Source organism: Protofrankia sp. CiP1_Cm_nod3, from assembly GCF_982290655.1.
In genome coordinates this window covers 13,443-19,889 of record NZ_CEVIVD010000065.1, presented here as the reverse complement: position 1 = coordinate 19,889, position 6,447 = coordinate 13,443, and the positions used below count along the sequence as shown (strand labels likewise).

Sequence of the window (6,447 nt, the reverse complement as noted above, 5' to 3'; positions counted from 1 at the left end):
AGCCGTACACCGCGGCGATGTCCGCGGCGAAGTCGGCCTCGATGACGTTACGGCGCAGCTTCATCGAGGGCGTCAGCTGCCCGGCGGCCACGGTGAAATCGGTCACGAGCACCCGGAACGCCCGGATCGACTCGGCGCGCGAGACCAGGCTGTTCGCGTCGTCCACGGCGGTCTGGATCTCCGCGAGCAGCTCGGGGTCATGGCTGAAGGACCCGTCGCCGGCGGCGAGCCCCCGGCTGGCCTGCCAGCCGGCGAGCGCGGCGGGGTCGATCGTCACCAGCGCGCTGACGAAGGGCCGCCCGTCACCCACCACGATGCAGTTGCTCACCAGCGGATGCAGCCGGACCCGGTCCTCCAGCGGGGCGGGTGCGACGTTCTTGCCACCGCTGGTGACCAGGATCTCCTTGCGGCGGCCCGTGATGTGGAGGAAGCCGTCGTCGTCCAGCCGGGCGAGGTCGCCGGTGTGCAGCCACGGGCCCTCACCGCCCTGTGTCGCGTCCCGGTCGGTGGGCTGCGGACTTCCCTGCCAGTACCCCGGCGAGACGTTGAGGCCGCGGATGAGCAGCTCGCCGTCGTCCGCGATCGCCACCGTGGTGCCCGGGATCGGGCGCCCGGTGCTGCCCAGCCGGTTGGTGGCCGGGACGTTCACCGTCACCGCCGTCGCGGCCTCGGTCAGCCCGTAGCAGTTGAGGATCCGTACCCCGATGCCGCCGTAGAAGGCCGCGGTCGAGTCGTCGAGCGACGCGCCGCCGCAGATCACGTCCTGGAAGCGGCCGCCGAAGGAGGCCCGTACCCGGCTGTAGACCTGCTCGTCGAACGCGGCGTGCGCGGCGCGCAGGCCGTCGTCGACCGGCAGCCCGCGCGCGCTGGCGAGCCCGAACTCGATCGCGGCCCGCTCCGCCTCGGCGTCGACCACCCCGGCCCCGCCGGCCGCGGGCACCCGCACCCGCTTGCGGATCTTCTCCAGCGCGTACGGCACAAGCGCGAGGAAGCTCGGCCGGAACACCGGGAACTGCCCGATCAGCTCCGGGATGCCCGCCACCAGCCCGGTCCGGGTGCCCCCGTACAGGCAGGCGATGAGGATGGTCCGGCCGAAGACGTGCGACAGCGGCAGGCCCAGCAGGGTCGCGGCCTGCTCCCCGGCGGCGGTGCGGAAGAGGTCACCGGTGTGTTCGACGGTGTTGGCGGAGGACGCGTACAGGTTGCGGTGGGTGAGCATGCACCCCTTGGGCATGCCGGTGGTACCGCTGGTGTAGACGATCGTCGCGAGGTCGTCGGCGCGTACCTTGGCGCGGCGCTCGTCGAACTCGGCGTCTTCGGGCCCGTCCTGGTCCGCGTCGCGCCAGGCCCAGACCGCCGCCAGCGGCCAGGAGCCGACGCGCAGGGCCGCCCCGCCGATCCGGTCGAGCTGGGCCCGCTGTTCCTCGGTCTCGGTGAAGCACCAGTTCGCCGCGGAGTCGACGAGCAGGTGGCGCACCTGCTGCTCGGACGCCGTCGGGTAGATCGGGACCGTGACCGCGCCGATGCTGAGCACCGCGAAGTCCACCACGGCCCACTCGTAGCTGGTCCGTCCCAGCACGGCCACCCGGTCGCCGTGCGCGACCCCGTGCGCCAGCAGCACCTTGGCGACGGCCCGGACGTGGCCGGCGAACTGCCGGTAGCTGACGTCCCGCCAGCCGGCGGCGTCCTGCCAGCTCAGCACCGGGCGGTCCGGGGCCAGCCGGACACCCTCGTCCAGGATGAGGGACAGCCCCCGATCCGCGGGAAGAACGACACCGTCCCCGGACCTGTACTGCTGCATGTGAACCACCTACTCGCGGCGACGATTTCCGATGTCGGGAAACAGGAGCTCGGCGGCGGCGTCGGGGCCGGTCGAATATGAATACCAAAAGAATTCCCGACGAACAGCCACCACGAAGGCCACCACGAAGAATTCATCCGTTCGCAACACTCCCGTGGACTGGCCGGTGGGATGACGGATTCGGGCACCCGGGACCGGGCGCCGGTGGGCGTCTCATAGTGTGTGAACCTGTCGGGATGGTGTCAACGTGGGTTCGGCGGGCCCAATCGCCCGATCGGCGGGGACGATCGAGAATAACGACGACCGGCAACGGCCGACGACGGCGGATTCTCCCGGCCGACCGCTTCGCCAGCACTCGCCAGGACACCCTGCCAGGACGCCGCTGTGACGTTTACCACCCGACGGTCTCGAGTCGTCCGCGCGTATCCGGATATTACACTGGCGGCACGGATTCACATACGTACGGTCACCCACGAAGAATGCCGGGCCGTACGACGGCCTCCGGATCCCACCGCGGATTCCGCATGCCACACATCATGAGATGACCACCGGCAGAGGGATGTTTCCATGAGACCGGACGAAACGCCCACTTCGACGTCGCGCCGCGCCAGTCCCGCGATCCGGCTCGCGCTCGTCTGCGTGGCGACCTTCCTGGTCTACCTGGACGCCAGCATCACCCCGGTCGCCGTGCCGGCGATCCGCGCCGATCTCCATGCCGACGTCACCGCCGCCCAGTGGCTCCTGGACGCCTACACCCTGGGCTTTGCCTGCCTGCTGCTGACCGCGGGATCACTCGGCGACCGTTTCGGCCGCAAGGCCGCCCTGCTGACCGGCGCCGGCGGTTTCACGGCCTGCTCGGTGGCCTGCGCGCTCGCCCCGGGCGCGGGAGTGCTGATCGCCGCGCGCGGCGGCCAGGGCGTGTTCGCGGCGGCGGTCGTACCGCTGTCACTCGCGGTCACCACCGAGCTGTTCGCAGATCCGAGGCGACGGACCCGTGCCATCGGCGTGTGGGGTGGCGTCGCCGGTACGGCGGTGGCACTCGGACCGATCATCGGCGGGCTGCTCGTCCAGACGGCCGGCTGGGAGAGCATGTTCTGGATCAACCTGCCGATCGGCGCGGTGGCGCTCGCCGGCCTGTCCTGGGCCCTGCCCCCGTCCCCTCCCCGCCGGCCGTCCCGAAACGGCCGGGCCGCCGGCGAGGGCCGCGACGGCATGCCCGACGCGCCCGACGCGCCCGACGCGCCACCGGCCGATGGCCTCCGGGGGAGCCGGGAAGCCGCCGGCCGGCCGGACGTCGTGGGGCAGGCGCTGTTCGTGCTCGGTAGCGGGCCGCTGACGTTCGCGATGATCGAAAGCGGCCGTTTCGGCTGGTCCTCGCCGGTCATCCTCGGGCTCCTGCTCGGCAGCGCCGTCGTCCTGGCGCTCTTCGTGCGCTGGGAGATCCGCTGCCCGCACCCGATGCTCCCGCCGCGCCTGCTGCGCGTTCCCGCGGTCGCTGTGGCCTGCGTCGTGAACTTCCTCGGCCTGTTCGGCATGTACGCGGTGCTGTTCCTGCTGACCGTGTACCTCCAGGAGACCCGGCACCTGTCACCGGTGGGAACCGGGGTGCGTTTCCTCGCGCTCACCGGGTTTCTCGGCGTGGCCTCGATGGGCGCGGCCGCCGTGGTGGCCCGGCTCGGGACCCGCACGACCATGCTCCTGGGCCTGCTCCTCGTGGCGGCCGGGCTCGGCGGGCTCACCCTCGTCGAGGACGCCGGCGGCTATTTCACCTACGGATGGGCCCTGGTGCTGCTCGGTGCCGGCATACCGCTGTCCAGCGGTGTGGTCGCGATCCAGGCGATGATGAGCGCGGTACCAGCCGATCTCGCCGGTACCGCGTCCGGCGCGATGAACACGTTCCGGCAGTTCGGGGCCGTCTTCGGAGTGGCACTCGCGGGCGTCCTCTCCCCGCAGCGGGGCGAGGCCGTCACCTCGATGAACGTCACCTTCATCGTCGCCGCGACCGGCGCCCTGGCCGGTGCCGTCGTGACGGCGGTCGTGCTACGCGCGCGGAACGACCACGCCGGCCGGCCCGTACCCACGGTGGAGCCGCAGCAGCCAAGCGTCGCGTGACCTCGACCGACCCGCCGTCACCGGCCTGCCGTCGGGGATTTCCGTTCCAGCTGTAAGCCACACCTCCTCGGCTCGTACGCCTACCAGGCGCACACTCAGGACATGACGATGATCAAAAGTTCCCGCATCGCTGTACGCCTGCCTGAAGAGCAGGATGCGCTGATCCGCGTGGCAGCCGAGGTCGAAGGCTCGACCGTCACCGAGTTCACCGTGAACGCGGCCGTAGCCAGGGCCAAGGACGTCCTGGCAGAGCAGCGCCTGTTCACGCTGGGGAGCGAGGCATGGACGGAGTTCCTCACCATTCTGGATCGTCCGGTTACTCGTAAACCGCGCCTGGAACGCCTGCTCACCGAGGAGCCGATCTTTGAATGAGTGGCTGCTCCGCTCCCAGGCCGATCGCCGCGGCTGATGACCTGTCGACCTTTGACAGCGGCGAGTCCGCACTGGACGACTGGTCGCGCCGACGGGCGTTAGGTAACCGGACAGCGGGAGCCTCCCGCTGTTTTGTCACGTGCCGTGACGCACGTGTCGTCGGCTACTACGCCCTGGCTACCGGGGCCGTACAGCGGCTGGATACCAGCCGACGCATCGGCCAGGGCATGCCCGATCCCGTCCCGGTCATTCTGCTGGGGCGTCTCGCCGTCGGCGTCAAGGAACAGGGCCGGGGTCTGGGCGCCCATCTGTTACGCGACGCGATCACCCGTACCATCGCGGCAGCGGAGATCGTCGGCGTGCGAGCCCTGCTCGTACACGCGCTGCACGACCAGGCTCGGGAGTCCTACCTGCATTTTGGGTTCGAACCGTCTCCCACCCACCCGCTCCATCTGTTCCTTCTGATGAAGGATGCCCGGGCTCTGACCAGAGGCGACACATCCGGGTAGTGCCGGCCGGATCGGTGGCCGGCACTACCCGGCACAGCCAGGAATGTCCGTCGACCGAACAGCCGTCCACGCCGCTTTCCGGACAGTTCCGTTCTCGGAAATGAAAAGCCGGGAAAATGGAAAAACCGTTCATCCACCGTGGGGTAACAGAACGTTCACCGGCGGTCCACCGTTCCGCGGTCCTGTTCCAGTGGATGTCGGCGTATCGTCCGGTGACGAGCGTCCCGGGTGCGGGACGAGCCGAGGCCGCATGCGGATGACATGCAGAATATCGCGGCCGGCAACGCGGCAGCTGGAGCCGCCGGGAGACAAGAGCGTGGCGAGAGACAAAGGAGGCGAGTCCGTGCAGGTGAACGGAACGCGGGAGGAGTCCGCCGCACAGAGCCGCATCCGGGAACTACAGCAGTTGTTGGAATACGGCCTGCAGGCCGGGATCGGGGTCGGCCACTCGCTGGGTATCACCGTCGAGTCGGTGGACGAGGGCCGGACGGTCTACACGCTGGCGCCCTCACCGGCCACGGCCAACGCGATGTACACCGTGCATGGCGGAGTTCTGGCGACCCTCATGGACACCGCCATGGGGAGCGCGGTCTTCACCAGTCTCCCCGACGGGGTTCTTTACACCACGCTCGAGCTGAAGGTCAATTTCATCCGGTCGGTGAAACTGGACGCGGACCGGCTCACCTGTGAGGGCCTGGCCATCCACGTCGGCAGACGGACCGCGCTCGCGGAAGCGCGTGTCACCGACCCTACCGGCAAGCTGATTGCCCACGGGACGAGCACCTGCCTGCTACAGCCCGTGGACACGACCCGGAGCGCGTAGCCGGCCGTCCTGCCCGTACCCGGCACGGCCGGCCCCGTGGCCACGGCCACTCCGCCACAGCCGTGGCCACGGAAGGGCCGTCTGAGACAGCGGGGCGGTGCCGGATATCGCGTGGGTGGTCTCCGGTCCGTGTGGAATACCCACCGTCACAGCTGCATCAGGTGCTCCAGGGTCTGTTCCGGCGAGCTGTGCAGGATCGTCCGCCAGCCACGGGCCCGCGCGGCGACGCAGTTGACCGGCGTGTCGTCGATGAGCAGGCACTGTCGGGGCGTCGCGCCGAAGGCGTCCTCGGCCAGCTGGTAGATCTCCGGGTCGGGCTTGCGGATCCCGGTCTCGTGGGAGTTGATGGTCACCTCGAACACGCCCGCGTCGGGCATCAGCGCCGCGCGATGCGGCTCCCACTCGGCCACGCTGTTCGTCAGCAGCCCCACCCGCAGCCCCCGGCGCCGGCAGTCGGCCAGACAGCCGAGCAGTGCGCTGTTCATCCGCCGTCCCTCGTACCAGTGGTCGCCGAAGCGGGTCAGGTCGACTCGTGGCGTCCACCGCGGGGCGAGCGCCGCGGTGACCCGCAGTCCCCAGTCGTGCTGCGTCATCAGCCCGCGTTCCAGCGGCTCGAGCATCCGCATGCCGCGCTCGCCGGCGACCGTCTCGATGGCCGACCGCAGGGCCGCGGCCGGCACCCCCGCCGCGGCCACGAACCGGTCGAACGCCTCCGGGATGGGGGAGGTCAGCACGCCGCCGAAGTCACACCACACCACCGAGACCTCCGCCGACGACGGGCGCCGGCCGATGTCCCGGGTGCCGTCAGCCACATCCGCCCCCCGGGACAT

6 protein-coding genes are annotated in these 6,447 nt (G+C 70.3%); 4 read left to right on the top strand and 2 right to left on the bottom strand.

Features of this window, described 5'->3' with window-relative positions:
* The coding region (locus AC5LUJ_RS14055) for an AMP-dependent synthetase/ligase (RefSeq protein WP_250280737.1) at positions 1-1,801 on the bottom strand (1,801 nt) is incomplete at its 3' end.
* Positions 1,802-2,368: 567 nt separating this feature from the next.
* On the opposite strand from AC5LUJ_RS14055, the gene AC5LUJ_RS14050 reads away from it, so the two are divergent.
* From AC5LUJ_RS14050 to AC5LUJ_RS14035, 4 genes are all read left to right on the top strand, one after another.
* The gene (locus AC5LUJ_RS14050) at positions 2,369-3,913 is read left to right on the top strand and encodes an MFS transporter (RefSeq protein ID WP_250280738.1); all 1,545 of its coding nucleotides are present in this window, start codon (positions 2,369-2,371) and stop codon (positions 3,911-3,913) included.
* A gap of 102 nt (positions 3,914-4,015) precedes the next feature.
* Positions 4,016-4,285, top strand: a complete 270-nt coding sequence (locus AC5LUJ_RS14045) for a type II toxin-antitoxin system TacA family antitoxin (RefSeq protein WP_250291734.1) — start codon at positions 4,016-4,018, stop codon at positions 4,283-4,285.
* On the top strand, positions 4,282-4,794 hold the full coding sequence (locus AC5LUJ_RS14040; protein ID WP_250280742.1) for a GNAT family N-acetyltransferase: 513 nt from the start codon (positions 4,282-4,284) through the stop codon (positions 4,792-4,794). Before AC5LUJ_RS14045 ends, AC5LUJ_RS14040 begins: the two co-directional genes overlap by 4 nt.
* Positions 4,795-5,137: 343 nt before the next feature.
* Positions 5,138-5,617: a PaaI family thioesterase gene (locus AC5LUJ_RS14035; RefSeq protein WP_250280744.1), complete on the top strand. Its 480-nt coding sequence runs from the start codon at positions 5,138-5,140 to the stop codon at positions 5,615-5,617.
* A gap of 146 nt (positions 5,618-5,763) precedes the next feature.
* Here the strand turns inward: AC5LUJ_RS14035 and AC5LUJ_RS14030 are convergent.
* Positions 5,764-6,447: HAD family hydrolase (locus AC5LUJ_RS14030; protein WP_493465066.1), on the bottom strand; the 684-nt coding region annotated here is incomplete at its 5' end.

Coding starts and splice junctions, on each gene's coding strand:
- AC5LUJ_RS14050 (WP_250280738.1), top strand. CDS start 2,369: ATGAGACCGGACGAAACGCCCACTTCGACGTCGCGCCGCGCCAGTCCC.
- AC5LUJ_RS14040 (WP_250280742.1), top strand. CDS start 4,282: ATGAGTGGCTGCTCCGCTCCCAGGCCGATCGCCGCGGCTGATGACCTG.
- AC5LUJ_RS14045 (WP_250291734.1), top strand. CDS start 4,016: ATGACGATGATCAAAAGTTCCCGCATCGCTGTACGCCTGCCTGAAGAG.